Source organism: Thiomonas sp. X19 (genome assembly GCF_900089495.1).
Lineage (GTDB): Bacteria > Pseudomonadota > Gammaproteobacteria > Burkholderiales > Burkholderiaceae_C > Thiomonas_A.
On the sequence record NZ_LT605203.1, the window covers coordinates 998,673 to 1,023,051 of the forward strand.

The following is a 24,379-nucleotide window of genomic DNA, read 5'->3' on the forward strand; positions in this document are numbered from 1 at the left end:
TGCCGTGCCGTCTGGTTAGCCGCCGTACTTCGGCGGTTTTTTTCTGGGGACTCGGGTGGGTTCGAGTGCCGACGCCGCGCCATCATGCCCACCACATGACTCGGCCGAATCTCAGACTGCGATGAGCTATATCGGCCGTTTTGCGCCCTCGCCAACGGGCCCGTTGCATGCCGGCTCCTTGCTGGCTGCGCTGGCGTCCTGGCTCGATGCGCGCGCGCATGGCGGCCAGTGGCTGGTACGCATCGAAGATGTCGACAAGCCACGTTGCAAACCAGGTGCAGATCGTGAGATCTTGCGGCAGCTTGCCGAGTGCGGGTTGATCCCCGATGCGCCAGTGCTGTGGCAATCGCAGCGAGGGCCGGCGTATCAATCGGCGCTCGATAGCTTGCTGGTGAACAACAGAGCCTATGCCTGCGCTTGTTCGAAAAGCGAGATCGACCAGGTTTTACGGTCTCGAGGGCTGATGCTTCGACGCGGCGAGGAGCGCGTGTATCCAGGCACTTGCAGCGTGGGGCTTGGAGGGCGTCAACCCAGGGCTTGGCGATTGCGCTTGCCTGAGCCAGCTGGGGCGCGGGTGCATTGGGAAGACGGACGTCTTGGGGCTCAAACCGAACAGGTCGATCAGACCGTGGGTGATTTCGTGCTCAAGCGCGCCGACGGGCCGTGGGCTTACCAATTGGCCGTGGTGGTGGACGATGCCGCCCAGGGGGTTAGTCATGTGGTGCGCGGCGAAGACATGGCAGCTTCCACCGCGAGGCAAATCCTTCTGCAGCGCGCATTGGAGCTACCCACGCCGATCTATCACCACATCGCCTTGTTGCACGATGCCCAAGGCCGCAAGCTGTCGAAGCAAAACGGCGCAGAAAGCCTCATGCCTGGCTATGCCGCGGTCCGGGATGCAATCCGAACGCTGGGGCTGACGCCTGCTGGAACAACGCTCGGGGAGTTGCTGGAGCACGCCAAGCGTCAATGGCTTGCGCGCCAGCACCAGGCCACATCCAGCCTGTCAGCGCGGCGCGAGCGACGCTAAGGCCTGTTCCCCTGCGGGCATCCAGAAAAGACGAGGTCTGGGCTGCACGGTTGGCAAATGTGTCGGGGCGGTGTGCCTCTACTTGGCTGAGGGCTTGCCCCCCAGCAACGCAGCAAGTGCGCGACGTGGGCGAATGTTGGGGGACATGGCACCACGAGTCGGCACGGCCAGGTTGTCTTCCCAAATGGGCTGCGCGTTGGGGTCGGCTTCATAGGGTTTATCGAACCAGGCATCGCGTGGTCCAGACCGATGGCTGCTGGCCGCGCGGGCCAGAGCAGGGGTGGACGACTCAGCTGATTTTTCCGGATGAACCGGCCGGCGGCTGGGGCGAGGCTCCACCGCGAGACTGCGAACTTCAATGCCGCGCTTGATCAGTTTTTCGATATCACTCAGCGAGCGGCTGTCGCGCTCGGTCGCCAAGGTGATCGCCAAGCCCGAAGCTCCGGCGCGGCCGGTGCGGCCAATGCGGTGCACATAATCTTCCGCGCTGAAAGGCACGTCGTAGTTGATCACGCCCGGCAATTCGACAATGTCCAATCCTCGCGCCGCAACGTCGGTCGCCACGAGTACGGAAACCTCATTGCGCTTGAAGGCGTCCAGCGTCGCCAGGCGTTCGGCTTGCGACTTGTCGCCATGCATCGCTTGCGCTTTCAGGCCGTCGCGTTCGAGGATGCGGGCCAGCCGGCTGGCACCCAGGCGGCTGTTGACGAACACAATGGTTTGCTTCAAATCATGTTCGCGCAACAACTGGAGCAGAGCCGGGTGTTTGCTGTCTTCGCTCACCTTGTAGACCAGTTGTTCCACATTCGTGGCCGTGGCATTGGGGCGCGCCACCTCCACGAGCACCGGATCTTGCAAATAACTCTGCGCCAGGTGCCTGATTTCAGTCGAGAAGGTCGCCGAAAACAGCAAGGTGGTACGCGCTTTGGGCAGGAATGCCAGGATGCGCTGCAAGTCCGGCAAGAAGCCGATATCGAGCATGCGGTCAGCTTCGTCAAGCACGACGAACTGCACCTGAGCCAGGCTGACGGTCTTGGCTTCGAGGTGATCAAGCAGTCGCCCCGGGGTCGCCACCAGCATTTCCACGCCCAGTCGAAGCGCAGCCTTCTGCGGGGCCATGTCCATGCCACCGAATACGCAGGCGCAACGCAGCGGCGTGTGGCGCGCATAAGACTGAATATTGCTGAAGACCTGATCCGCCAGTTCGCGGGTTGGCGCCAGGACCAGTGCCCGCACCGGATGTCTTGCGGGCGACACACTGCTTGTTGCCAGCGGCAGCAATTTCTGGAGGATGGGCAGTGAGAACGCTGCCGTTTTGCCCGTGCCGGTCTGTGCCGCTCCCATCACGTCGCGTCCCGACAGCACGATGGGAATGGCACGCTCCTGAATGGGCGTCAGACTCTCGTACCCCATATCAGTCACAGCCTTCAGCAAGCGCGCATCGAGCCCGAGGTCGCTGTAGCGTTGAGCGGGCTGGGGATTGGCTTCCAAGGCAGTGGACTGGTCGTTCATCAAGGCGGGGAGTTGTCTGGGGGGAAAACCCGAATTATGCGCCTGAACAACGACTTCCAAACATGCGGGCCTTGAATCGTGGTAGGCCGTGTTGGACTTGAACCAACGACCAAAGGATTATGAGTCCTCTGCTCTAACCAACTGAGCTAACGGCCCGAATTGTGCCGCCCAGGGCCGCAACGTTTTGATTCTAAGGGGCCGATGGGTTCAACTGGATTTTGTTGGCGCAGGCGAAGAAAAACGTTGTCGGCGAAGGGGCTGTTTGTCATAATTGGATACATGAAGCAGCCCATCCGCCTCTTACTGCCTGTCGATGGCTCTGTCTATACAAGGCGGGCGCTAGATTTTGTTCTGAGCCGCCAAGAGTGGTGGCGTGAACCGCCGTTTTGCGTTTTGTTGCATGTCGAGTCGCCTGTGGGTACGGCGCTTGCCAGGTCTTATCTGTCGCGAGACATGCTCGACAGTTACTACGCCGAGCAGAGCGAGGCGGTGCTAGCGCCTGCGCGTGCAAGCCTGCAGGCCGCTGGGTTGCAGTTGGAGGCGCGCCATCGTCACGGAGATGCGGCAGCGCAGATCGTGAAGTTCGTCCGCGAGCACGAGATCGATTTGGTCATGATGGGTTCGCACGGCCATACGGCGCTCAGCGGCATGGCGCTGGGATCGGTCACGACCAAGGTCATTGCGTCTTCCAGCATTCCCGTGCTGATCGTGCGCTGAACGGTTGCACGCATGGGCTCGATCAGGCAAGCACAGTTCGGCATCACGCTGGTCGAGTCACTGGTTGCGGCGGCGCTTTTGGCGGTCTTGCTGGCGGTCGCCATGCCGGGGTATCGCGCCATGATCGACACCAACCGCCTGAGTGCAGGTGTCAACGCCTTCTCGGGTAGCTTGCAACTGGCCAGGTCCGAGGCCGTGCGGCGAGGGCAGAGGGTCACGCTGTGCGTGAGCGATGATGGCAAGAGCTGCAGTTCAACGGGTGGTTGGCATCGGGGCTGGATCGTGTTCCATGATGCCGACGGCAATGCCCAACGCGATCCCAGCGAGGCCTTGATTCAGGCACAGGCAGCCCGGCAGTTTCTTTCCATCCGTGGCAATCAGCCTGTTGCACGCTATGTTTCTTACACCGAGCATGGCTGGCCGAGACTGACGACGGGTGCTTTGCAGATGGGAACTCTCACGTTCTGCCTGCCCGGGATAGCGGGCCACAGCCTGATCCTGTCGAGCGCGGGGCGGGCCAGATTGAGCGACGCGGTTTGCTGAGACGCTCGACAGTTCGAGTGTCAGCGCCTCAGCGCTGGCTCAGTGCATTGCCCACCAGCTTGGCGGTGATGTCCACGATCTGAATCATGCGGTCGTAGGCCATGCGGGTCGGGCCAATCACGCCCAGGGTTCCCACCACCTGGCCATCGACTTCGTAAGGCGAGGTAATGATGGAAAGCTCCTCGAACGGCACCACGTCGTTCTCGCCGCCAATGTAGATGCGCACGCCCTCGGCCCGCGCCGAAACGTCCAGCAGCTTGAGCAGATGTGATTTTTGCTCGAACAAGTCGAACAGCCGACGCAGGCTGGCGAGGTCGTTCGACAGGTCGTCAACTTTCAGCAATTGCTGCTGCCCGGAGATGACCACCTGGTCTTGCTGCTCGGCCGCAGCCTGGCTGCCCACAGCCACGGCGGCCTGCATCAGCGTGACGATTTCACTCCGCAGATGCTCCACCTCGCCACGCAGTTGCGCGCCCATCTGCTCGAAACTCAGGCCGCTGTAATTGGCATTCAGATAATTCGCCGCTTCCACGAGCTGGCTCTGGGCGTAGGGCTGGTCGGACAGGATGATGCGGTTCTGCACATCGCCGCCCGAGTCCACCAGGATGACCAGGATGCGCTGCTCCGACAGGCGCAGGAACTCGATGTGGCGGAAGGCGGCGCTGCGCCGCGGGCTCATCACCACGCCGACGAAATGCGACAGATTCGAGAGCAACTGCGCCGCTTGCACGATCACCTTCTGCGGCTCCACCGTGGCCAATTGCGTCTTGAAACTCTGCTCCAGCTCGTCGGCCGCCGACATGGGGCGGGCCGTGAGCATGGTGTCGACGAACAGGCGGTAGCCGCGCGGCGTGGGCACGCGCCCGGCCGAGGTATGCGGGCTGGTGATCAGGCCCAGGTCTTCCAGGTCGGACATCACATTGCGGATGGTGGCTGCCGACAACTCCAGCCCCGAGGCGCGCGACAAGGTGCGCGACCCCACCGGCTGACCGTCGGCGATATAGCGTTCGATCAGGGTCTTGAGCAGGACTTGGGCGCGTTGATCCATGACCATCCGATTTTAGGAGCGCAGCCAGGCGCGCGGCAGACATGCCCTCCCGGCGCTTGGTGGCGCGGGGCTGTGCTGTAATTCAAGACGCCGCCCCGGCATTCGCTGTCTTTGCACGATCGGCACCCATCGGCCCACACGGTTCAACACAGCACTCATGCCCATTTCCGCATTCCAACAGGCCATTCTGATCGGCAAGTATCAGGCCGTTGGCGTCAGCCGAACTTTGGCGGAAATTGGTGCCTGGCTGGCAGAGAACGGGGTCGAGGTCATGGTCGAGCAGCAAACGGCGCAGCACGGCGATCTTCCCGGTTATGCCGAACTCAGCCTGGCGGAAGTCGGCCGACGCGCTACTACTGGTGACTGGGTCGCGGTGGTGGTGGGCGGCGACGGAACCATGCTGGGCGCTGCGCGCCAGCTCGCGCCGTTCGGCGTACCGCTCATGGGCATCAATTCCGGCCGCCTCGGCTTCATCACCGATATCGCCGAGCCCGATTGGCGCCAGGCGCTTACGTCGATGCTGGCAGGGCATTTCGAGCGCGAATATCGCGCCATGCTCACCGGCGAGATCATGCGCGGCGGCCAGCGCATCTTCGACGGCATCGCCATCAACGACGTGGTGGTCAACCGCAGCGGCGCCACCGGCCTGGTCGAGTTGCGCGTGGACGTGGACGGGCGCTTCATGTATGTGCAGCGCGCCGACGGGCTCATCGTCGCCACGCCCACCGGCTCCACCGCCTACGCCATGTCGGCCGGCGGCCCCATCCTGCATCCCAGCCTTCCCGGGCTGGTGCTCGTACCCATTGCCGCGCACACCTTGTCGAACCGGCCCATCGTGCTGCCGGAGCACGTGCGCATCGACATCGAGGTGGTGTCGCCGAAGGACGTGGGCGTGAACTTCGACATGCAGCATTTCGCCGACCTGCTCGGCGGCGACCGCATCAGCCTGCGCACCGCGCCGCATCACGCCGTGTTCCTGCACCCGCCGGGCTGGAGCTATTTCGCCACGTTGCGCAAGAAGCTGCACTGGCATGAAATTCTCGGCGCCGAAGGCTAGTATGCATCGCCGTCCCTCACGACCTTGCGCGGCCTTTGCCGTGCCCCACTGCATGGCTGCGCCCGAGGCTGACTGACCATTCCCATGCTGCGCCGCCTGCATATCCGCGATTTCGTGCTCGTCGCCGAACTGGAACTCGAACTCGGCGCCGGCTTCACCGTGCTCACCGGCGAGACCGGTGCCGGCAAGTCCATTCTGATCGACGCGCTCAAACTGGCTCTGGGCGAGCGGGGCGATGCCACGGTGTTGCACCCCGGCAGCAGCCGCGCCGAGATCAGCGCCGAATTCGACGCCACCCCGGAGCTGACCGACTGGATGCATGAGCAGGGCTTCGAACCGCAGGACGGCGTGCTGCTGCGCCGCGTGATCGACGCCCAGGGCCGGTCGCGCGGCTACATCAACGGCAGCCCCGCCACGCTCACGCAGTTGCGCGCCGCCGGGGCGATGTTGGTCGACATTCACGGCCAACATGCCTGGCAAAGCCTGGCCCGCAGTGGCGCTGCGCGCGAGCTGCTCGACGCCCATGCCCAGGCCGCCGAAGCGGCCCAAGCTTGTGCGACAGCGTGGCGCCAGTGGAAGAATCTGAGTGAGCGGCTTGACGCGGCCCGCTCGGATGCCGGCCGCCTGCAAGACGAGCGCGAGCAACTGGCCGCGCAACTCGCCGAGCTTGCGCGCCTGGCGCCCCAGCCGCAGGAGTGGGAGCCGCTGAATGCCGAGCACCACCGCCTGGCGCATGCGGCTGAACTCATCGAGCACCTGCAGGCCGCCGAGCAACTGCTGGACGATGACGAGACCGGCACGTCGCGTCAACTGGCCCGCGCTCATCAGGAGTTGCATGCGGCGGGCCAGATCGACGCCAATCTGGCCGGGCTGATCGAACAGCTCGAATCGGCCCAGTCCTTGGTGCAAGACCTGGCACACGAGTTGGCGGCAAAGCTTCGGCAGACTGAACTCGACCCCCGCCGGCTGGAGGAGGTGGATGCGCGGCTGTCCGCCTGGCTGGGGCTGGCGCGGCGGCATCGCGTGCCGCCAGAGGAATTGCCTTCGTTGTGGCAAAGTCTGCAGGCCAAACTCGCCGAACTGGAGCAGGGCATCGATCTACCCGCGCTGGAACGCCAAGTCGAGGCGGCCGACAAGACCCTGCGCCAGGCCGCAGCGCAACTCAGCGCTCTGCGCGCCGCCGTTGCCCCCAAGCTGGCTCAAGGCGTGCAACAGCAGATGCAAAGCCTGGGCATGAAAGGCGGCCGCTTCGAGATTGCGCTGCAGCCGCTGGAGACGATTCAAGCCCAAGGCGCCGAGGATGTGGAACTGCTCGTGGCGGGCCATCCCGGAGCTGTGTTGCGGCCCATGGCGCGGGTTGCGTCGGGCGGCGAACTCTCGCGCATTGCCCTGGCGGTGGCCGCAACCACGTCGGCACAGCAACCCGTGGGCACCCTGATCTTCGATGAGGTGGACGCCGGCATCGGCGGCGCCGTCGCCCACACCGTTGGCCGTTTGCTTGCCACCCTGGGTGAGAGCCGGCAGGTGCTGGCCGTGACCCATCTGGCGCAGGTCGCAGCCTGCGCGGGTGGGCATCTGCAGGTCAGCAAGCAGAGCGCGGGTGAGGCGACGCAAAGCCGTATGCAGCGCCTGGATATGCCGCAGCGCGTTGGCGAGATTGCGCGCATGCTGGGCGGCGACGCAGCGTCCGCCGTCGCCCAGGCGCATGCGCGCGAACTGCTGCAATCCGCTTCGAACCCGAGTCAGTTGCAAACATGAACGACACCACCAGCCGCGGCATCGACGAAACAGCCACCCAGTCGCAGCGCATCCAGCTTGTGCTCCTCTCCGGCGTGTCCGGCTCGGGTAAATCCATCGCCCTGAATGCCCTGGAAGACGCCGGCTACTACTGTGTCGACAATCTGCCGCCGCAACTGGTGGACCAGCTTCTGGCCGTGGCCACCGAGTCCGGCCACACCCATCTGGGCATCGCCATGGATGTGCGCAGCGCCGACAGCCTGGGCCTGCTGCCAGCGCTGGCGCGCCGCCTGCGCCAGCGCTGCGACCTGCACTTCATCTATCTCGACAGCACCACCGACATGCTGGTGCAGCGCTTTTCCGAAACGCGCCGCGCCCACCCGCTGACAGCGCGCGGGCTGGCCCCGGTGGCGCCCGACCAGCCCTTGCCGTTTTCGGCGCCATCGCTGATCGAGGCCATTGAACTCGAGCGCGAGCTGCTGGCGCCCGTGGCCTCATTGGGCCTGCACATCGACACCAGCGGCCTGCGCCCTGCGCAGCTGCGTTCCTGGGTGCGCCAGGCCGTAGGCGTTGGCGCCTCCCGGCTCACGCTGCTGTTCGAGTCTTTTGCCTTCAAGCGCGGCGTAGCCCTGGATGCGGATTATGTGTTCGACGTGCGCATGCTGCCCAACCCGCACTACGACCCATCCCTGCGCGGCCTCACCGGGCGCGACGCCCCGGTGGCCGACTACCTGCGCAGCCAGCCCGCCGTCATGCGCATGCTCGACGACATCACCGGCTTCCTGCAACACTGGCTGCCCGCAATGGCCGAGGACCAGCGCAGCTATGTGGTCGTTGCCGTGGGTTGCACCGGCGGCCAGCACCGTTCGGTGTTTCTCGCCGAGCAACTCGGCAAGCACTTCGCCGCCGAGTACAGCGTACTGGTGCGCCACCGCGAGCTCGACGCCGCGGACAGCGTCGGCACGGCAGCTCGTCAGCCAGGCGGGGCTTGATGATGGCCGTGCCCACAACGCAAGACTTGCCGCTCTTTCCTCTGCAAAGCGTGTTGTTCCCCGGAGGCCTGCTCGGGCTTCGGGTGTTCGAGGCGCGCTATATGGACCTGATCACCCATTGCCTGAAAACTGGCGACGAATTCGGCGTGGTGCTCATGCTCTCCGGCAGTGAGATCGGTCAACCGGCAGCCGATGCCGACCTCGCCGCCGTGGGTTGCCGCGCCAAGGTGCTGGACTGTGACATGCACGAGGCGGGACTGCTGCATGTGCGCTGCAAAGGTGGCAGCCGCTTCGTGCTGCGCAGCCACGAGACGGTGGCGCTCGGCCTGGAAATGGGCCGGGTGCAAGCCATGGACGATGACCCGAACGCCACGCTCGGAGCGCGTCACACCGGCGCGGCCTTCGCTCTCGGCCGTGCCATTGCGGCGCTCGATCTGCAGCGGCAAAAGCCATTTTTGCCGCCTTACCGACTGGACACGCCGGGCTGGGTGGCCAACCGCTGGGCCGAAATCCTGCCCATCGCCACCGAAGCCAGGCAGCGCCTGATGGAACTGCCCGACGGCACGCAGCGCCTGGACGTGGTCGACCGCTACTTGCGCCAGCATGGCATCGTCGCTGAATCGCCGCCTTTGCAGTAGTGGGGGCCTGTGTGCGTCCCGAGTGGGTCGTGAGTGCGCTTGCAGGGCCACCGCAGGGCGGTTCAAGTTGGTGCGACGGCCTGCGCGTCTTGCAGCTTGGCCAGGTTTGCGGCGGTCTGCAGGAGTTTGCGTACCGGGGCCGGCAAGCCCAGGGCCAGGGCTGCAGGCAGCGTGAACCAGTTGCCGCCGGCATCACGCGCGCCAGGCGTCGGCGTGATGCGCACCTGCAAGGGTTCGAGTTGCAAGTCCAGATGGGTCAGTGCATGCCGGGTGATGGGCCGAGGGCTGTGCTCGGTCAGCGCGCCCAATTGCGCCGCATGCCGCAGCGCTTGCTCGCGGCTGTCGAACTGGGGCAGGCACCACAGGCCGGGCCAGATGCCGGTCGCGCCGCGCCGCTCCAGCCAGATCGAGGCGGTGTCGGCCTGAGCGTTCTCCGCCCAGAGCAAGACCCAGGTCTGCGTACGTCGCGTTTTGGCGGGTTTGACGGGTGCGTCCCTGGCTTGTTGCTGGGCGCTCGAGCCATCCGCTGCATCAAACAGCGGCGTTGCGCCCGAGCCGGATTGGCGCGCGCGGCAATCGCCCTCGAACGGGCATTGCAGGCAGGAGGGGTTGCGGGGTTTGCACACCGTCGCACCCAGGTCCATCAAGCCCTGGGTGTAGGCCTGGATGTCGTGCTCGGGAAGCAGGCGCTCGGCCAGATTCCAAAGTGCGCGCAATTCGGCCGCGGCGCTGACCGGGGCGGGCAGGGCATGGGAGCGGCCCAGCACGCGTTTGACGTTGCCATCCAGAATGGCGGCGCGCTCGCCGAAGCAGAAAGCGGCGATGGCCGCAGCCGTCGAGCGACCGATTCCCGCGAGTTGCTGCAGCCCTTGCGCCGTGCGCGGAAAGACGCCGCCATGCGCATGGCAAATTTGCTGCGCGCAGCGGTGCAGATTGCGCGCGCGGCGGTAATAGCCCAGGCCGTCCCATTGCGCCAGAACCTCGTCTTCGCTGGCTTCGGCCAGCGCCTGCACGGTCGGAAAGCGCTGCAGGAAACGCGGGTAATAGGCGAGCACCACCGAGACCTGGGTTTGCTGCAACATGATCTCCGACAGCCACACGCGGTAGGGGTCGGTGCTGGCCTGCCACGGCAGGTCGTGGCGGCCGTGGCGGCGTTGCCAGGCAACCAGCCGCGCGGCGAAATGTTGCGGTTCCAATTGGAGCGGATGCAGGCGTTGCGGCTCCGCGGCAGCGGACGCTGCAACGTGCTGGCCACTCACTTCATGGCCCCCTCGAAATACTGGCGCAACTGGGCGCGCTGGTGGCGCATTTCGCTGGCTTGCTTGCGCAACTGGGCAATGCGCTGGCCGAGCTCGCCCTCGGCGTTTTCCACCTGCTCGAGGCTTTGCATGCGCCGGCCCAAGTTGCGCTTGCGTTCGCGTACCTGCACGTCGAGCTGCGCCAATGAGGCGCGGTTCCAGTGCTGTGCGTCGCGCACGCCGCGCTCCAGCAGGCTGCGCAGCCGTGCCAGCGCCGACAGCACCAGGCGCTCGGCGTGGGCGGTGTTCTGCAGCCGCAGCCAGCGCGCCGGGGTGAGGTAGCGCAGGTAATCCTGCTGGGTGCTGTCGAGTTCCAGGCGTATGCCTTCGAGCTTGAGCGCCTTGGGGCTGGGAACTGAAAATGCGAACTCGGTGTTGAGCTGCTCACAGGCTCCTGTCAGCATGGCGCGGTTTTCTTCCAGCGCGGCTTCAACCTCGCCGATGCGGCGGCGCACGTCGGCGAAAGTGGCTTCAAGCGCACCGCGCACACCGGTTTTCAACACCGCCGTCCTGATGCGCTGGCGCAGCTCGGCGAGCTGGCCGAGCGCCGCCTGCACGTCGAGCAATTCGGCCACCTTGCCCAGCTGGCGGGCGTTGACCACATGCAGCGCCTGGACCTTGGACAGGCCGGCGTCGAACTCCTTGCGCTCCATGCCGATGCGCATCACCAAGTTGCGCACCACATGCTTGTTCTTGCCTTCCAGTCCGGCCAGTTCCAGACGTTGTTCGTCGGCCTGCCGGATTCGCTGCTGGAACTGGCGCTCGAGCAGCATGAGCGTGTCGAGCAGGGTGGCGCGCCAGCCGCTGTCGATGAGCTCGCGCCGTTCGCGGTCAGCAACCTGGCTGAGCGCGGCTTCCAGTGCCGGCACGCCCGAGCGCTCGAGCAGTTCCGGGTCTTGCTGGATGCGGGCGAGCAGGGCTTTGTGGGCGCTGATGGTGAACACGCGCTCGACTGGAATTTGCAGGATGGAAGCCACCGACTCGCGCTGGCGCTCGATCTGGGCCTGCACTGCTGCAGGCCCCAGCAAGGGGTCCCAGAGGGTGTCGATCTTGTTGAGCACGACGAAGCTGCGCAAGCGCCCGGCCTCGCCCACATGCTGGGTCCAGAGTTCCAGGTCGCTGCGCGTGACGCCGGTGTCGGCACCCAGCAGGAACACCACGGCATGTGCCGCAGGGATGAGCGAGAGCGTGAGTTCCGGCTCGGCGCCCAGCGCATTCAGGCCCGGTGTATCGAGTATGGTCAGCCCCTGCGCCAGCAGCGGGTGATCGACGTTGAGCAGGGCGTGGCGCCAGCGCGGCACTTCCACCAAGCCTTCGCTGGTCCGCACGATCGCTGCGCGAGCGGCATCTTCCAGGTGGAAGCCCAGCTCCCGGGCGCGTTCGAGCGAAATGGCGAGCGTGTCCGACAAATGCGCCAGCGCCGTGCTCATGCCCTGCGCGTCGTCGGCCGCAAAGGGCAAATCATTCCAGGCGTCGTGCCGCGTTTTCCATTGCGCCAGGGTTGCGGCGTCGAGCCGGGTCTCGATCGGCAACAGGCGCAGGCCGGTGGGCAGGCGCGGGTCGGAGGCCAGCTCCATCGGGCACATGGTGGTGCGCCCGGCACCTGCCGGCAGGATGCGCTGGCCATGGTCGGAAAAGAAAATGGCGTTGATGAGCTCGGACTTGCCGCGAGAGAATTCCGCCACGAAGGCCAACTGCACCAGGTCTTGCCGCAGGCGCTGCTCCAGCCCGTTCAGACTGTCCTGCCACAGCGCCGGATCGAAATCCGATTGCCGCAGCCACTTCGACAGGGTCGCCAATCGCCCCAGACGCTGCTCGCGCCAGGCGCCGAAGCGAGTCCATTCGGCTTGCAGGTCATGAGGAAGCGAACGGCCGCCCGAAGCTTCCTCATCCCCCTCGGGGGGCGGCTGCTGCGAAGCAGCGGCCTGGGGGCGATGATGAGGAAGCGAACGGCCGCCCGAAGCTTCCTCATCCCCCTCGGGGGGTGGCTGCTGCGGGGCAGCGGCCTGGGGGTCGTTAACAGGAAAGGCCTGGTCATTCATGGGCGGAGGGCGAGCACGGCTGCAAGTTGAGGGCAGAGCCATAGCGTATCTCGCCGTAAGGATATCCGGCCGGATGGGCATCCAGGTGTTGCAAGGCTGCCATGTCAGAGCCAACTTCGGGCGGATGGATGCGCTGTGATTCAGGCAAGGCGCAGTTGCCTCTACGGCTACCGTTGCTGGCAATGAAGACAAAAATAGGTGCTGCGTTGCCCTTGGGTGATCCGGCTGATGCGGGTTCCGCACGCATGGCAGGGCAGGCCGGCGCGATCGTAGACCCGGGTGTTGAGCTGGAAGTAGCCGAGTTCGCCGTCGGCATGGGCGAAATTGCGCAGGGAGCTGCCGCCGGCAGCCACGGCCGCGCCCAGGGTGTTGCGTATCGCTTGCGCCAGGCGCTCGCAGCGTGGGCGCGAGAGCTGGCCTGCAGGAGTCAGCGGGTGAATGGCGGCGTGAAACAGCGCTTCGCAGGCGTAGATATTGCCGACCCCGGTGATGATGGACTGGTTCAGCAGCAAAGGTTTGATGGCGGCCTTTCTTCCCCGTAACGCCTGGTGCAACACGCTGCCATTGAAGCCCGCACCCAGCGGCTCGGGGCCGAGTTTGTCGAGCAGGGCATGCGTGGGACTGCCGGCTGCGTGCCAGACCACGGCGCCGAAGCGGCGTGGGTCACGCAGGCGCAGTTGGCCACGGTCCATGATCCAGACGAAGTGATCGTGGACCGTCAGCGCTTCAGCGGGTTGGTCCGCGGCCGTCCAGCGCAGCGAGCCGGACATGCCGAGATGCACGATGAGCTCCCCGGCCCGCATCCGCAGCAGCAGGTATTTGCCGCGCCGATCCAGTCGCTCGATGCGCTGTCCCTGCAGCTGTTGCGCAGCGCAACCCAGAGGCCAGCGCAGGGGCTTGCCCTGGATGATGGAGACGATGCGGGTTCCGACCAGCGCACGCTCGAGACCCAGGCGGGTGACCTCGACTTCGGGGAGTTCAGGCATGTGGGCATTGTGCTTGAGTAACCCACGGGTTGCAGCCTTGCGGCGCCCCCAAGGGGTAGACCGTCCCTTGGGGCCATCCGTGGCGGCAGTTCCAATCGCGGGGACCGACTCTAAAATCAACGCATCACGAGGATTCGTTCATGCGCCTTGCCGTTCTTGCCGCAGCCCTGTTGGCTGCTTCATCCTGGCTTCACCCGGCGCAAGCCGCCGCGCCCGAGGCTCAATCCGGCAGATCGGTCGCTGCGGCCATGCAGGACGACCAGCCTGGGGCGCAGGATCTGGCGCGGTGGTTCTACGCCGTGCTCACCGGCGAAATCGCAGCCAATACCGGCCATCCGGCCGTGGCCTACACCGAGCTGCTCAAGGCGGCGCGCGACATGAACTCCGAGCCGCTGTTCGAACGCGCCACCGAGGTGGCGGTCGCAGCGGGCGCGCCTGAACAGGCGCTTGCGGCCGTGAACGCCTGGCGCAGCGCCCAGCCCGAATCGCTCAAGGCGCAGACTTGGGCAGCGCAATTGCTGGTCGCGCTGGGGCGCAACGCCGACGCGGTGTCGGCCATCTCCCGCATCATCGCCATCACGCCCCAGCCGCAGCGGCCGAAAGCCATTCTTTCGCTGGCGCCGTTGTTCGCTCACGCCAATGACCCGCGTGCCGCCATCAATCTGGCGAAGAAGTCGTTGGCTCCCTATCAGGCCATGCCGCAGTCCAGCTTGGTCACCGGCCTGCTGCAGGCGCGTGCCGGCGATGCCAAGCTGGCCTTCGCCGCCGCATCCAAGGCTTTGGCCGCCGACCACGGCATGCAAGCCGCAGCGGCCTTGCTGCTGCAGACCTACACCGTGAACCCGCAACAGGCCGACGCGCTGTTGCAGCAGTATTTCGTTGCCAAGCCGGACGATGCCAATTTGCGCCTGGCCTGGATTCAGGCGGCGCTCGGGCAGCAGCGCGACGGCATTGCGCTGACCCAGGCGCAGGCGTTGAGCGCCACCAAACCCGATCTGCCGGAGGGCTGGCTCATCCTCGGGTCATTGCAACTTCAGCAGGAGCAGGTTCCGCTGGCGCAGAAGTCGTTGCTGACCTACCTCAGCCTGGTCGGCAAGTCCGGGGTTTCCGCGGCGCATGCCGGCAGCGCCCGCGCCTATCTGGCACTGGCCGACGCCGCCCGCAAGCAGCACGACTATCCGCAGGCCGAACACTGGCTGGCGCAAATCCCGGCAGGTCAGGAGTCCTTGGCCGTGGCCCTGCAAAAGGCCACCATCCTGGCCGAGCAGAACAAGCTCAATGCTGGGCTCGAGTTGCTTGACAAGCTGCCCAACGCCACACCTGAACAGCAGCGCGAGCGCCTGTTCGCCCGGGCCCAGCTCTACCGCACGGCCAAGCAATATTCCCAGGCCTACGGCGTGCTCAAGCCGGGGCTTGCGCAGTTCGGCAAAGACGCGGATTACGTCTACGAAACCGCCATGATGGCGGAGAAGGCCGGCGACACCGCGGAAATGGAAACACTGTTGCGCAGGATCATCGCTGCGAACACCCGCTACCAGCCGGCCTACAACGCCTTGGGCTACACCCTGGCCGATCAGGGCAAGCAATTGCCGCAAGCTCTGAAGCTCGTGGCCCATGCGCTCAAGCTCTCCCCCGGCAACCCCTTCGTGCTCGACAGCATGGGCTGGGTGCAATTCCGCATGGGCGACTTGAAGGCGGCGCGAACTGCGCTCGAACAGGCTTACGCGGCAAGGCAGGATCCGGAAATCGCAGCCCACCTGGCCGAGGTGCTGTGGCACCAGGGTGACAAGGCGCGCGCCCGTAAAATCCTGCATGAAGCCTTTGACCGCGCACCACTGGATGATGTGGTGAAGGCGGCGATGCAGCGCATGGATGTGCGGTTTTGAGCGGCCGCGTTCGCATGCCCGCGCGCGAGTCGGTTCCGCTGCGACTTGCGCGCGGGCGCAACTGGACCCTGCCCATTGCGTTGGGGCTTTCGCTGTTCCTCGCAGCCTGCGCCATTCCTCCCGCGCCAAAACCCACACCGGCCCAGGCCAGCCAGTTACGGCTGAACATCAGTGGACGCATTTCGGTGCTCACGGGCGAGCCGCCTGAGCAGAAAAACCTCTATGGTGGATTCAGGCTCGAATTGCTGGCCGGAGGTGCAGGCCATTTCGACGTGTTTTCCCCGCTGGGCCAGATGTTGGCCCAAGCCCGTTGGACGTCCGAGTCCGCAAGTCTGAACAATGGCCGGCAGACGCAGGACTACGCCTCTTTCGAAGACATGACCGAAGCGGCGCTCGGTGTGGCCCTGCCGCGCGCCGCGCTGCAAGACTGGGTGCGCGGAGAACCGGCAACCACGCTGCCCTTCACCCGGCTTGGCGACGGTGCCTTCGAGCAACTCGGCTGGCGGGTGCAGCCACGTTTCGAGTGCGGCAGGCTGCATGTGCTGCGCGCCCAGCGAATGCAAGGGCCCGCGGCGCAGCTCAGTCTGGTCGTGGACGAGACATCGGCACAGCGGGCAATCCCGGCGGCATCGTCCCCGGCACCACAAGCGTCGGGCTCGGCCTCGGCGACTTCCGAGTCGGCAAGGTCGTGAAGCCAGCAGTCGATCGCATCGCTGCACCAGGCAGGGGCGTGACCGCGCTCTACAACGTCCCCGCGCCAGCCAAGATCAACTGGTTTTTGCATATCCTGGGCCGCCGCGCCGATGGCTATCACGAACTCCAGACCGTGTTCCAGTTCATCGACTGGTGCGACTGGCTGGACTTCGAGCGCAACGACACCGGCGCCATCACGCGCGAGGGCGGCGACGGCCTGCCTGGCGATGACCTTACCGTACGTGCCGCGCAACTCTTGCAACGGCATGCCGGTTGCCACTTTGGCGTACAGATCCATCTGCGCAAATCCATCCCCATGCAGGCTGGCCTGGGCGGCGGCAGTTCGGACGCCGCCAGCACCTTGTTGGCGCTCAACCGGCTTTGGGGTCTTGGCCTGGCGCGCTCCGCGTTGCAGCGTCTGGCGCTTCAACTCGGCGCCGACGTTCCCGTCTTCATCTTCGGCCGAAACGCCTTCGCCCAAGGCGTGGGCGAGGAACTGACAGCCGTGGACTTGCCCACCTGGCCCATGCTCGTGGCCTGGCCTGGTCAAGGAGTGTCCACCGCAGCCATCTTCACCTCCAGTGTCTTGACAAGAGACACGCCGGCCGTGACAATTTCTGGTTTTTCAGCATTTGTACGGCTTGCGCGAGCGGCGAAGGCGGAAGCGGGCAAGGTATCCAAGGCGGAAGCTGAGATGTCCAAGGCAGCTAAAGCAACTAAAGCAACTAAAGCAGGCACACCAGCTTTGCGGCAGGTCCAGAGCCTGGTTCCGGGTTTGGATTTTGGCCGGAACGATTTGCAGGCTGCGGCGCAGGTCGCCTTGCCGCGGATGGCTCAGGCCGGAGCCTGGCTGCTCGGGCAGACTGGCAGTGGTTTGGTTGCCATGAGCGGTTCAGGCTCGGCGCTCTTTTCGCCTTGCAGGCCAGGTTTGCAGGAAGGCTTGCCACCTGCTCCTGAGGGTTGGCGGATTCGGCAATGCCGGGCCTTGTCGCGGCATCCGCTGGCTGGCTGGGCGGCAGAGGATTGACGCCGGGGTAGGCGCTGCGGAACGCTTGCTGGCGTAGGCCGGAATGAAAATTTCGTACAATTTCCGATTCTGTTTTTCGGCGTCGCGGATTGAGGTCATTTGCTTTGGGGTTTTGCGCAGCCAAGGCGCGCCGTTGAAGGTTGTACCGTTGGGGAGTCGCCAAGTTGGTTAAGGCACCGGATTTTGATTCCGGCATTCGAGGGTTCGAGTCCTTCCTCCCCAGCCCGGCACCGGCGGTTTTTTTGCTTTGCCGGCAGGGTTATCCAGTTCAATGAGCCAGTCTGATATTGCTTGTTGCCCGCCAGGGCTGGCAGTGCAAGCGGATTTTCCTCTCCAAACCATGAATCAGAACTCGGCTGACTTTGTCGTTTTCACCGGTAATGCCAATCCGGCGCTGGCGCAGCAGGTGGTCGAGCAATTGGGCATCGGGCTCGGCCACGCTTTCGTCGGCCGCTTCTCGGATGGAGAGGTCACGGTCGAGATTCAGCAGAACGTGCGCGCCCGCGAGGTGTTCATCATCCAGTCCACCTGCGCGCCGACGAACGACAGCCTGATGGAGTTGATGATCATGGCAGACGCGCTCAAGCGCGCCTCGGCCGAACGCATCACCGCAGTCATTCCCTATTTCGGCTATGCGCGGCAGGACCGCCGGCCGCGTTCCTCGCGCGTACCCATCACCGCCAAGGTCGTGGCCAACATGCTGCAGGCCGTGGGTGTGGCGCGCGTGGTCACCATGGACCTGCATGCCGACCAGATCCAGGGTTTTTTTGACATTCCGGTCGACAACATCTACGCCTCGCCCATCCTGCTTGGCGACCTCAGGGCGAAGACTTATTGCGATCTCATCGTGGTCTCGCCCGATATCGGCGGCGTGGTGCGCGCGCGCGCCCTGGCGAAGCTCATGGACTGCGATCTGGCCATCATCGACAAGCGCCGGCCCAAGCCGAATGTGTCCGAAGTGATGAATGTGATCGGCGAGATCGATGGTCGCAACTGCATCATCATGGACGATATGGTGGACACCGCCGGCACATTGACCAAGGCCGCCGAGGTCCTCAAGGCGCGCGGCGCCAAGCGGGTTGTGGCCTACTGCACGCATCCGGTTTTTTCCGGCCCGGCGATCGAGCGCATCAACGCCAGCGCGCTGGATGAAGTGGTCGTCACCAACACCATTCCTTTGCGCGGCAATGCGCTCGAATGCCCGAAAATCCGCCAGCTTTCAGCGGCCCAGCTGATCGCCCAGACCATGCTGCGCATTGCCCAGGGCGGCTCGGTGCTGCAACTGTTCAACGAACAGGAAACCCTGTTCTGAAGGACGCCCGGCACGGTGCCGGGCGTCTTGTTTTGGAGTCTTCTTTCGAATTCGCGCCGCCAGAATTTGGCGTGCGAACCCAGCGGGATGCTGGTCGCGAGCATCCCGATTTGCAACCGGGGCCCAAGGCCCCATTTGAGGAGTCGACATGAAAGTCGTCGCATATGAACGCACAGCGCAAGGTACTGGTGCGAGCCGCCGCATGCGCAACGCCGGCAAGGTTCCCGGCATCGTCTACGGTGGTGAGCAAAAGGCGCAGATGATCGAGCTTGATCACAATGCCCTCTACCACGCCCTGAAGAAAGAGCAATTCCATTCGTCCATTCTGGATCTGGCGGTGGGCGAGCAGCAGACCAAGGTGCTGCTCAAGGCGTTTCAGGTTCACCCCTTCCGCCCCCTCGTGCTGCACATCGATTTCATGCGCGTGGCAGCCGATCGCAAGATCACGATGAAGGTGCCGCTGCATTTCGTGCGCGCCGAAGAGTCGCCGGCCGTCAAGCTCGAAGGCGGCATGATCAGTCATGTGCTGAGCGAACTGGAAATCAGCTGCCTGCCGGCCGATCTGCCCGAGTTCATCGAAGTGGACCTGAGCCAGATGCAGAAGGGCCATTCGCTGCACGCCAATGACCTGAAGCTGCCCGGTTCGGTCACGATCGTGACCCACGGCGCCGAGAACCCAGTCATCGCCACGGTGCTGAATCAGGCTGCTGCCGAGGCGGCTGAGGCTGCGGCCGAACCGGACGCCAAGGACGTCAAGGACGTCAAAGAAGGCGAGAAAAAAGCTCCCGAGAAGAAGTAATTTCTCGGTCATTGCGGCGGTTCGGTTTGTCGCCGGGCCTGTTGTGCAAACGCCACCTTGGGGTGGCGTTTGCTTTGGAGAGTTGCATCCTCGCAGGGAAGAGGGGCTCGGGAGCGGCTCTTCGCGCTTCGAGTCCCGTCTCTCAGACCGCTGGCACTGGGCGTGGCTTGCGGTTCTCGCCCACGGCGACGAAGGTGAGCGTGGCTTCGGTCACGCGGTAGACCTGGGTGTCTGGGATGCCGCGTTCAGCGAATACCTCGACCTGCACGGTGATGGAGGTGTTGCCCACCCGCACCACTTCGGCGTAGAACGACAGTACATCGCCGACGAACACTGGGTGCTTGAACACGAACTCCTTCACCGCAACCGTGGCCACCCGACCCCGGGCGCGCTTGGCAGCGGCAATGCCGCCCGCCATGTCGACCTGGGCCATGATCCAGCCGCCGAAAATATCGCCATGCATGTTCACGTCCGCCGGGCGGGGCTGGATACGCAGAACCGGTTCGCGGCACAAGGGCAGTTGCTGGGTTTCATTCATGGGAAAGACTCGCTGTGAGCAATGGTTGGCCGTAGGCATTGATGAATAATGCATGGATTTGCTGTTTGCTGCCGTGAAAGCAGGCAGCCATTGTCTTTCAATCCCATGCGACACCAAGGTTCATCCGACGTTCCTTTGCCCCCTCCGACCGCTTCGGCGCCCAAGTCCAACTGGGCTGCGGTGCGCAAGCTCGCGCCGTATTTGTGGGAGTACCGCCTGCGCGTCGTTGCGGCTTTGCTCATGCTGGTGGCGGCCAAGGTGGCGAATGTCGGCGTGCCGCTGGTGCTCAAGGACATCGTCGATGCACTCAACCTGAAGTCCGGCGATCCGCGAGCCGTGCTGGTGGTGCCGGTGGCGTTGCTGTTGGCTTACGGCGCCTTGCGCCTTGGGGTTTCGCTGTTCACCGAGTTGCGCGAAATCGTGTTTTCGCGCGTGACCCAGGGCGCGGTGCGCAACGTCGCGCTGCAGGTGTTCGATCATCTGTTCTCGCTGTCGCTGCGCTACCACCTGGAGCGCCAGACCGGCGGCATGTCGCGCGACATCGAGCGCGGCACGCGTGCCATTTCCAGCCTGGTGTCATACACGCTCTACAGCATCCTGCCGACGCTCGTGGAGATGGCTCTGGTGATCGGCATTCTGATGGTGAAGTACGACTGGTGGTTCGCCGGCATCGCCCTGGTGGCGCTGGCCGCGTACATCATGTTCACGGTTGTCGTCACCGAATGGCGGACCAGTCTGCGCCGCACCATGAACGAGCAGGATTCGCGCGCCAACCAGCGCGCGGTGGACGCATTGCTGAACTACGAGACGGTGAAGATTTTCGGCAACGAGGCGCACGAGGCCAGGCGCTACGACGACAACCTGCACCGCTGGATGGTCGCAGCGGTGAAGTCGCAGAACTCGCTGTCGCTGCTCAACCTGGGGCAGAGCTTCATCATCGCCACCGCCGTGACGCTGCTGGTGTGGCGCGCGACCGTTGGCGTGGTCAATGGCAGCATGAACCTGGGCGATCTGGTGCTGGTCAACGCCTTCATGATCCAGCTTTATGCGCCACTGAGCTTTCTTGGCGTGATCTACCGCGAAATCCGCCAGGCCCTGACCGACATCGAGCGCATGTTCTCCATCCTGGAGCAGAACCGCGACGTTGCCGATGCGCCGGACGCCCGGCCATTGGCTGTGAGCCAGGGCACGTTGCGCTTCGAGGATGTGCAGTTCGGCTACTCGCCCGCGCGCCAAGTGCTGCAAGGCCTGAGCTTTGAAGTGCCCGGTGGCGAAACGGTGGCCATCGTCGGGCCGTCGGGCGCGGGCAAATCCACGCTCTCGCGCCTCATGTTCCGCTTCTACGAGGTGGACTCGGGCCGCATCACGATTGACGGCCAGGACATCGCCCAAGTCACACAGGCCAGCCTGCGGGCGGCGCTGGGCATCGTGCCGCAAGACACCGTGCTGTTCAACGACACCATCGGCTACAACATCGCCTACGGTCGGCCTGGTGCCAGCCACGAGGAGGTGGAGGCGGTTGCGCGCGCCGCACAGATTCACGACTTCATCACGCGCCAGCCCCTGGGCTGGAACACGCAGGTGGGCGAGCGCGGGCTCAAACTTTCGGGCGGCGAGAAGCAGCGCGTGGCCATTGCCCGCGCTTTGTTGAAGAACCCGCCCATTCTGATCTTCGACGAGGCCACCTCGCAACTCGACTCGGCCAATGAAAAGGCCATTCAGGCTGAAATTCGCATGGCCTCGCGTAATCGCACCACGCTGATCATTGCCCACCGGCTGTCCACCGTGGTGGATGCGCACCAGATCCTGGTGCTCGCCGCCGGGCGCATCGTCGAACGCGGCACGCATGCGCAGTTGCTGGATCTGAGCGGCGTCTACGCCCGGATGTGGGCGCTGCAGCAGGAGCAGTCGCGCCAGTCGCAATCACCCGAGTTGTTGCAGGTTGCCTAGTTTTTTCGATTTTTGCGGTGGATTGTCGAAAGCCCGCTGCGTGAACGACTAAGCCTGGAAAATGTCGCTTGCGCGGCTGAATCGTGTTGTTACACTTCGTCGATCATTATTTCAACTTGTTGACGGAGATACACATGACCATGTGCAAACAGCTTGTCCTTGGCGCGGCAATGGCGTTGGCTTTCACCGCAGTACAAGCCGAGGCGCTCACCGGCACTTTGAAGAAAATCAAAGACACCGACAGCATCACCGTCGGCTACCGCGAGTCGTCGATTCCCTTCTCCTACCTGGACGGCAACGGCAGGCCCATTGGCTATGCCATGGAGTTGTGCGGCAAAGTGGTCGACGCCGTGAAGGCCGACCTGAAGATGCCCAACCTCAAGGTGAACTACGCCCCCGTCACGTCGAGCAACCGCATCCCGCTGCTGGAAAACGGCACCATCGATCTGGAATGCGGCTCCACCACCAACTCGGTGGCGCGGCAAAAGCAGGTGGCGTTCGGGCCGACCTACTTCATCATCAACGTCTCCGCCGCGGTGAAGAAAGATTCGGGCATCAACGACTTCGCCCAACTGGGTGGCAAGACCATCGTCACCACCTCGGGCACCACCTCCGTGCCCTTGCTGAAGAAGTATGAGAAGACCAAGGACCTGGACTTCAAGGAAATCTACGGCAAGGACCATGCCGAGAGCTTCCTGCTGATGGCCGACGGCCGTGCCGTGGCTTTCGTCATGGACGACATCCTGCTGGCCGGCCAGATCGCCAACTCCAAGGATCCGGCCGCCTACAAGATTCTTCCCGGCTCGCTGCGCCAGGAACCCTACAGCATGATGCTGCGCAAGGACGATCCGCAGTTCAAGGCCCTGGTGGACAGGACCATCGACGGGGTGATGAAATCGGGGGAGATCAACAAGATCTACGCCAAATGGTTCACCAGCGCGATTCCGCCCAAGGGCATCAACCTGAACTTCCCGGAAACCCCGGCGATCAAGGAAGCCTTTGCCCACCCTAACGACAAGGGCGTCGAATAAGCTGCTGGGGGGCGGGCCAGCCGCAGGCTGGCCCGCCCAATCCTGTGCCCGCCGCCGCGACCCGGTGGCGCCGGATCTGACCCCCGGGTCCAAACGACCACGGGCTGAAAGCTCGTCATGCTCGACCTCGGCATCTTTTCGCAAGACACCCCGGATGGCGACACCACCTGGGGCATGTCGCTGCTTTCCGGTCTCGAATACACCCTGATCCTCGTCGCCCTGGCTTGGGTCGTCGCCATGGTGCTCGGCACCTTGCTCGGCATCGTGCGCACCACCGACAAGCGCTGGGCCGTGCGGCTGGGCGACGTTTATGTCGAGCTGTTTCGCAATATCCCGCTGCTGGTGCAGTTCTTTCTCTGGTATTTCGTCATTCCGGAGTTCATTCCGCCACTCAAGCGCCTGGCCATCGCCATGGACCCAACCAGCTTCCAGCTGCTGGAGTCGGTCATCTGCCTCGGGCTGTTCACCTCGGCGCGCATCGCCGAGCAAGTCAAGTCGGGCATCCTGTCGCTGCCGCGGGGCCAGCGCATGGCGGGTTACGCCATGGGGCTGACGCAGACGCAGACCTACCGCTACGTGTTGCTGCCGATGGCGTTTCGCATCGTCATTCCGCCGCTCACGTCCGAGTCGATGAATCTGGTGAAGAACTCGGCGGTGGCCTATTCCATCGGACTGACGGAGCTGTTCTTTCGCACGCGTGAGATGGGCGAGATGACCTTCCAGTACTTCGCCGCTTTCGGCGCCGCAACCTTGCTGTACATGACCGTGGCGTTTTCCATCAATCGCGTGTTCGCCTGGGTCGAGCGCGCGGTGGCGGTGCCGGGCTACCTTGGCGGGAAGAGCTGAGATGGGTGCGTTCGACTGGTCATCCGTCGTTCAATCGCTGCCCTTCCTGATGAAGGGCCTGGCCTACACCGTGCAACTCACCGTGGTGGCCGCCATCGGCGGCACGTTGTGGGGAGTTCTGTTGGCGCTGGCGCGATTGTCCAGCATCAAGTCGCTGGCTTGGGCGGCTGCGGCCTATGTGAACCTGATGCGTTCCATCCCGCTGTTGCTGGTGATTTTCTGGTTCTACTTTCTCGTGCCCATCATGCTGCAGTGGATGATGGGCGCGGAGTACCCGCCCCGCATCGGCGCCGAGCGTTCGGCTTACGTCACCTTCATCCTATTCGAAGGCGCCTATTTCTGCGAGATCGTGCGCGCCGGAATCCAAAGCATTCCGAAGGGCCAGCTCGGCGCGGCCTATGCCACGGGGTTGACTTATGCGCAGGCCATGCGCCTGGTCATCCTGCCGCAGGCGCTGCGCAACATGCTGCCGGTGCTGCTGACGCAGATCATCGTGCTGTTCCAGGACGTCTCGCTGGTGGCGCTGCTCAACGTCACCGACTTCGTCGGCGCCGCAGTCAAAATCGCCCAGCGCGACAGCCGCATCGTCGAGATGTACACCTTCGTCGCCGTGGTGTATTTCGTCCTCAGCTACTGCCTCTCACTGGGCGTGAAGCTGTTGAACAAGCGCGTTGCCATCATTCGTTGAACACCTTGA

General features: G+C 64.3%; 22 protein-coding genes and 2 tRNA genes. 17 read left to right on the forward strand and 7 right to left on the reverse strand.

The features are described from left to right. The first annotated feature begins 121 nt into the window (after window positions 1–121). The gene (gluQRS, locus tag THIX_RS04660) at window positions 122–1,030 is read left to right on the forward strand and encodes a tRNA glutamyl-Q(34) synthetase GluQRS (RefSeq protein WP_112485272.1); all 909 of its coding nucleotides are present in this window, start codon (window positions 122–124) and stop codon (window positions 1,028–1,030) included. Window positions 1,031–1,108: 78 nt separating this feature from the next. On the opposite strand, the gene THIX_RS04665 is transcribed toward gluQRS, so the two are convergent. Both THIX_RS04665 and THIX_RS04670 read right to left on the reverse strand, forming a co-directional pair. Further along, the gene (locus tag THIX_RS04665) at window positions 1,109–2,542 is read right to left on the reverse strand and encodes a DEAD/DEAH box helicase (protein ID WP_112485273.1); all 1,434 of its coding nucleotides are present in this window, start codon (window positions 2,540–2,542) and stop codon (window positions 1,109–1,111) included. A gap of 79 nt (window positions 2,543–2,621) precedes the next feature. Beyond that, window positions 2,622–2,698: transfer RNA gene (locus tag THIX_RS04670), tRNA-Ile, on the reverse strand. Window positions 2,699–2,821: 123 nt separating this feature from the next. On the opposite strand from THIX_RS04670, the gene THIX_RS04675 reads away from it, so the two are divergent. Beyond that, entirely contained in the window at window positions 2,822–3,259 is a 438-nt protein-coding gene (locus THIX_RS04675; RefSeq protein ID WP_158540798.1) for a universal stress protein, read from the forward strand. Window positions 3,260–3,271: 12 nt separating this feature from the next. Next, the gene (locus THIX_RS04680; RefSeq protein ID WP_112488171.1) at window positions 3,272–3,802 is read left to right on the forward strand and encodes a GspH/FimT family pseudopilin; all 531 of its coding nucleotides are present in this window, start codon (window positions 3,272–3,274) and stop codon (window positions 3,800–3,802) included. A 28-nt stretch (window positions 3,803–3,830) separates the two neighbouring features. Here THIX_RS04680 and hrcA read toward each other — a convergent pair whose 3' ends face one another. Then, window positions 3,831–4,850 carry a heat-inducible transcriptional repressor HrcA gene (gene hrcA, locus THIX_RS04685; protein ID WP_112488172.1) on the reverse strand — a complete coding sequence of 340 codons (1,020 nt, stop codon included), beginning with the start codon at window positions 4,848–4,850 and terminating at the stop codon, window positions 3,831–3,833. 157 nt (window positions 4,851–5,007) lie between these two features. Between hrcA and THIX_RS04690 the strand changes: the two genes are divergently transcribed. The 4 genes from THIX_RS04690 to THIX_RS04705 all read left to right on the forward strand — a co-directional run bounded on the left by THIX_RS04690 (window position 5,008) and on the right by THIX_RS04705 (window position 9,274). After that, entirely contained in the window at window positions 5,008–5,907 is a 900-nt protein-coding gene (locus THIX_RS04690; protein ID WP_112485275.1) for an NAD kinase, read from the forward strand. 84 nt (window positions 5,908–5,991) lie between these two features. Then, window positions 5,992–7,665 carry a DNA repair protein RecN gene (gene recN, locus THIX_RS04695; protein ID WP_112485276.1) on the forward strand — a complete coding sequence of 558 codons (1,674 nt, stop codon included), beginning with the start codon at window positions 5,992–5,994 and terminating at the stop codon, window positions 7,663–7,665. Next, window positions 7,662–8,636 carry an RNase adapter RapZ gene (rapZ, locus tag THIX_RS04700; protein ID WP_112485277.1) on the forward strand — a complete coding sequence of 325 codons (975 nt, stop codon included), beginning with the start codon at window positions 7,662–7,664 and terminating at the stop codon, window positions 8,634–8,636. Before recN ends, rapZ begins: the two co-directional genes overlap by 4 nt. Window positions 8,637–8,644: 8 nt before the next feature. Then, window positions 8,645–9,274: an LON peptidase substrate-binding domain-containing protein gene (locus THIX_RS04705; protein ID WP_158540799.1), complete on the forward strand. Its 630-nt coding sequence runs from the start codon at window positions 8,645–8,647 to the stop codon at window positions 9,272–9,274. A 62-nt stretch (window positions 9,275–9,336) separates the two neighbouring features. Here THIX_RS04705 and mutY read toward each other — a convergent pair whose 3' ends face one another. From mutY to mutM, 3 genes are all read right to left on the reverse strand, one after another. Beyond that, window positions 9,337–10,470, reverse strand: a complete 1,134-nt coding sequence (gene mutY / locus THIX_RS04710) for an A/G-specific adenine glycosylase (RefSeq protein ID WP_233224401.1) — start codon at window positions 10,468–10,470, stop codon at window positions 9,337–9,339. Between the two features lie 59 nt (window positions 10,471–10,529). Then, entirely contained in the window at window positions 10,530–12,614 is a 2,085-nt protein-coding gene (locus THIX_RS04715) for a dynamin family protein (RefSeq protein WP_158540800.1), read from the reverse strand. 167 nt (window positions 12,615–12,781) lie between these two features. Continuing rightward, window positions 12,782–13,600, reverse strand: coding sequence for a bifunctional DNA-formamidopyrimidine glycosylase/DNA-(apurinic or apyrimidinic site) lyase (gene mutM, locus THIX_RS04720; protein ID WP_112485280.1), 819 nt, complete (start codon window positions 13,598–13,600; stop codon window positions 12,782–12,784). A gap of 140 nt (window positions 13,601–13,740) precedes the next feature. Here mutM and THIX_RS04725 point away from each other — a divergent pair, with 140 nt between their 5' ends. From THIX_RS04725 to THIX_RS04750, 6 genes are all read left to right on the forward strand, one after another. Then, entirely contained in the window at window positions 13,741–15,486 is a 1,746-nt protein-coding gene (locus tag THIX_RS04725) for a tetratricopeptide repeat protein (protein WP_112485281.1), read from the forward strand. Window positions 15,487–15,500: 14 nt separating this feature from the next. Then, on the forward strand, window positions 15,501–16,178 hold the full coding sequence (locus THIX_RS04730) for a lipoprotein insertase outer membrane protein LolB (RefSeq protein WP_112485282.1): 678 nt from the start codon (window positions 15,501–15,503) through the stop codon (window positions 16,176–16,178). Continuing rightward, entirely contained in the window at window positions 16,175–17,206 is a 1,032-nt protein-coding gene (gene ispE, locus THIX_RS04735; RefSeq protein WP_233224402.1) for a 4-(cytidine 5'-diphospho)-2-C-methyl-D-erythritol kinase, read from the forward strand. Before THIX_RS04730 ends, ispE begins: the two co-directional genes overlap by 4 nt. A gap of 149 nt (window positions 17,207–17,355) precedes the next feature. After that, window positions 17,356–17,429, forward strand: a tRNA-Gln gene (locus THIX_RS04740). Window positions 17,430–17,546: 117 nt separating this feature from the next. Then, the gene (locus tag THIX_RS04745) at window positions 17,547–18,518 is read left to right on the forward strand and encodes a ribose-phosphate pyrophosphokinase (RefSeq protein WP_112485283.1); all 972 of its coding nucleotides are present in this window, start codon (window positions 17,547–17,549) and stop codon (window positions 18,516–18,518) included. Window positions 18,519–18,666: 148 nt separating this feature from the next. Next, window positions 18,667–19,317 (forward strand): 50S ribosomal protein L25/general stress protein Ctc, encoded by a 651-nt coding sequence (locus tag THIX_RS04750; RefSeq protein ID WP_112485284.1) that lies wholly within the window; start codon window positions 18,667–18,669, stop codon window positions 19,315–19,317. Between the two features lie 142 nt (window positions 19,318–19,459). On the opposite strand, the gene THIX_RS04755 is transcribed toward THIX_RS04750, so the two are convergent. Next, entirely contained in the window at window positions 19,460–19,855 is a 396-nt protein-coding gene (locus THIX_RS04755) for an acyl-CoA thioesterase (RefSeq protein ID WP_112485285.1), read from the reverse strand. A 105-nt stretch (window positions 19,856–19,960) separates the two neighbouring features. Between THIX_RS04755 and THIX_RS04760 the strand changes: the two genes are divergently transcribed. The 4 genes from THIX_RS04760 to THIX_RS04775 all read left to right on the forward strand — a co-directional run bounded on the left by THIX_RS04760 (window position 19,961) and on the right by THIX_RS04775 (window position 24,370). Then, entirely contained in the window at window positions 19,961–21,805 is a 1,845-nt protein-coding gene (locus THIX_RS04760; protein WP_112485286.1) for an ABC transporter ATP-binding protein/permease, read from the forward strand. 140 nt (window positions 21,806–21,945) lie between these two features. Next, window positions 21,946–22,836: a transporter substrate-binding domain-containing protein gene (locus tag THIX_RS04765; RefSeq protein ID WP_371412990.1), complete on the forward strand. Its 891-nt coding sequence runs from the start codon at window positions 21,946–21,948 to the stop codon at window positions 22,834–22,836. A gap of 117 nt (window positions 22,837–22,953) precedes the next feature. Continuing rightward, window positions 22,954–23,682 (forward strand): amino acid ABC transporter permease, encoded by a 729-nt coding sequence (locus THIX_RS04770; RefSeq protein ID WP_112485288.1) that lies wholly within the window; start codon window positions 22,954–22,956, stop codon window positions 23,680–23,682. 1 nt (window position 23,683) lies between these two features. Next, complete coding sequence (locus tag THIX_RS04775) at window positions 23,684–24,370, forward strand: amino acid ABC transporter permease (RefSeq protein WP_112485289.1); 687 nt, start codon at window positions 23,684–23,686, stop codon at window positions 24,368–24,370. Window positions 24,371–24,379: the final 9 nt, after the last annotated feature.

Bases quoted from the DNA above. Each gene is read 5' to 3' on its own strand.
- gluQRS (WP_112485272.1), top strand. From the start codon at position 122: ATGAGCTATATCGGCCGTTTTGCGCCCTCGCCAACGGGCCCGTTGCAT.
- THIX_RS04690 (WP_112485275.1), top strand. From the start codon at position 5,008: ATGCCCATTTCCGCATTCCAACAGGCCATTCTGATCGGCAAGTATCAG.
- THIX_RS04680 (WP_112488171.1), top strand. From the start codon at position 3,272: ATGGGCTCGATCAGGCAAGCACAGTTCGGCATCACGCTGGTCGAGTCA.
- THIX_RS04675 (WP_158540798.1), top strand. From the start codon at position 2,822: ATGAAGCAGCCCATCCGCCTCTTACTGCCTGTCGATGGCTCTGTCTAT.
- mutM (WP_112485280.1), bottom strand. From the start codon at position 13,600: ATGCCTGAACTCCCCGAAGTCGAGGTCACCCGCCTGGGTCTCGAGCGT.
- THIX_RS04775 (WP_112485289.1), top strand. From the start codon at position 23,684: ATGGGTGCGTTCGACTGGTCATCCGTCGTTCAATCGCTGCCCTTCCTG.
- THIX_RS04755 (WP_112485285.1), bottom strand. From the start codon at position 19,855: ATGAATGAAACCCAGCAACTGCCCTTGTGCCGCGAACCGGTTCTGCGT.
- hrcA (WP_112488172.1), bottom strand. From the start codon at position 4,850: ATGGATCAACGCGCCCAAGTCCTGCTCAAGACCCTGATCGAACGCTAT.
- rapZ (WP_112485277.1), top strand. From the start codon at position 7,662: ATGAACGACACCACCAGCCGCGGCATCGACGAAACAGCCACCCAGTCG.
- THIX_RS04665 (WP_112485273.1), bottom strand. From the start codon at position 2,542: ATGAACGACCAGTCCACTGCCTTGGAAGCCAATCCCCAGCCCGCTCAA.
- THIX_RS04765 (WP_371412990.1), top strand. From the start codon at position 21,946: ATGTGCAAACAGCTTGTCCTTGGCGCGGCAATGGCGTTGGCTTTCACC.
- THIX_RS04730 (WP_112485282.1), top strand. From the start codon at position 15,501: ATGCCCGCGCGCGAGTCGGTTCCGCTGCGACTTGCGCGCGGGCGCAAC.
- THIX_RS04725 (WP_112485281.1), top strand. From the start codon at position 13,741: ATGCGCCTTGCCGTTCTTGCCGCAGCCCTGTTGGCTGCTTCATCCTGG.
- THIX_RS04770 (WP_112485288.1), top strand. From the start codon at position 22,954: ATGCTCGACCTCGGCATCTTTTCGCAAGACACCCCGGATGGCGACACC.
- recN (WP_112485276.1), top strand. From the start codon at position 5,992: ATGCTGCGCCGCCTGCATATCCGCGATTTCGTGCTCGTCGCCGAACTG.
- THIX_RS04750 (WP_112485284.1), top strand. From the start codon at position 18,667: ATGAAAGTCGTCGCATATGAACGCACAGCGCAAGGTACTGGTGCGAGC.
- THIX_RS04760 (WP_112485286.1), top strand. From the start codon at position 19,961: ATGCGACACCAAGGTTCATCCGACGTTCCTTTGCCCCCTCCGACCGCT.
- THIX_RS04715 (WP_158540800.1), bottom strand. From the start codon at position 12,614: ATGAATGACCAGGCCTTTCCTGTTAACGACCCCCAGGCCGCTGCCCCG.
- THIX_RS04745 (WP_112485283.1), top strand. From the start codon at position 17,547: ATGAATCAGAACTCGGCTGACTTTGTCGTTTTCACCGGTAATGCCAAT.